Source organism: Protofrankia sp. CiP1_Cm_nod3 (assembly GCF_982290655.1).
Map to the genome: position 1 here is coordinate 1 of NZ_CEVIVD010000271.1, position 1,249 is coordinate 1,249.

Sequence of the window (1,249 nt, forward strand, 5' to 3'; positions counted from 1 at the left end):
GCTCGCAGAGGTGATTCGCCGGGACTGCCGAAGCCCCAGGGGGTAAGGGCGAGCAGTCCCTTGTCAGGACTCGGACTCGGACTCGGACTCGGACGAGGTGACACCAGTGTCACGCGGGGCGGACCCTGCGCCGCGTGGTCGTGACCGTCTCTGGCGATAATAGGGAGGTGGCCGTCGATCTTCGTGACAGCCGGATCGCTGAGGTGTGCCGGCGTTACGGCGTCGCCGAGCTGTCCGTCTTCGGCTCGGTGGCTCGCGGCGACGACACCGACGATTCGGATGTCGACCCGCTGTATGTGCTGGAGCCCGGCTCAAAGCTCGGTTTCGAGATCGTCGATCTCCGAGATGATCTCGAAAAGATCATCGGACGCCGCGTCGACCTGGTACCCAAGGCCCGGCTGAAGTGGGTCATCCGCGACCGGGTGCTCGCGGAGGCCCGGGTCCTCTATGCGGCGTGACGAGCTCTGCCTCGTCGACATGTTCGAAGCCGCGGTCGCGGCGGCGACGTTCGTCCGGGACGTCGACGAGGCCGCCTTCCTGGCCAGCGAGATGATCTTTCCGTCACGCTGATCACTGGGCATCGCCCCTGGTCGGGGTCTGCGTGGCGACCGGACGGATGGCGACCTCAGGGCCCGCCACCATGATCGAAGGGTTCGTGTCCTGGTACGTCAGGTCCACCGACCATCGCGGGAACGACAGGTGACGCAGGTCCCGTCATTGCGGAGCTTGACGTTCACCGCCGCCAGCACCACTGCCTCATGTCACAGCGTGCCCGCACTACCGCTATCTGACCGAGTCGGCAGTGGGCCCTTGGTAGCTACTATTGATAGCTACCATCTGCGGGAGGCGTTATGGCGGACACGGCGATCGCGAGGCTCTTCACACACGGCCGGAGCCAGGCGGTGCGGCTCCCGAAGGAGTTCCGGCTGCCCGGCGACCGGGTGCGTGTCCGGCATGTGGGAGACGGCGTGCTGCTGGAGCCGATCGCGTCCGACGTCGATGCCTGGTTCGCCGAGCTGGACCGCTTCGTGGATGTGCCGTTGTTCGATGACGGCAGGAACCAGCCGCCGACGCCCGCCGGGGAGGACTTCTTCGGGTGAACTACCTTCTGGACACCAACGCCGTGGTCGCGCTGCTGCGGAACAAGCCCGTCGGCGTGCGGGAACGGTACCGGGAGGCCGGAGCGTCCGGGGATTATCTCGCGCTCTCGTCGGTCGTCTTGTTCGAGCTGTGGTATGGCGTGGCGAAG

Annotated in this window: 3 protein-coding genes; all 3 read left to right on the top strand. The window is 66.4% G+C overall.

Annotated elements, in window-relative coordinates:
* The first annotated feature begins 134 nt into the window (after positions 1 to 134).
* The 3 genes from AC5LUJ_RS24110 to AC5LUJ_RS24120 all read left to right on the top strand — a co-directional run bounded on the left by AC5LUJ_RS24110 (position 135) and on the right by AC5LUJ_RS24120 (position 1,100).
* Entirely contained in the window at positions 135 to 458 is a 324-nt protein-coding gene (locus tag AC5LUJ_RS24110; RefSeq protein ID WP_493465856.1) for a nucleotidyltransferase family protein, read from the top strand.
* Entirely contained in the window at positions 448 to 570 is a 123-nt protein-coding gene (locus AC5LUJ_RS24115; RefSeq protein ID WP_445548510.1) for a hypothetical protein, read from the top strand. Before AC5LUJ_RS24110 ends, AC5LUJ_RS24115 begins: the two co-directional genes overlap by 11 nt.
* A 281-nt stretch (positions 571 to 851) precedes the next feature.
* A complete protein-coding gene (locus AC5LUJ_RS24120; protein ID WP_445548509.1) occupies positions 852 to 1,100 on the top strand; it encodes an antitoxin in 249 nt (82 codons plus the stop codon).
* Positions 1,101 to 1,249 lie beyond the last annotated feature (149 nt).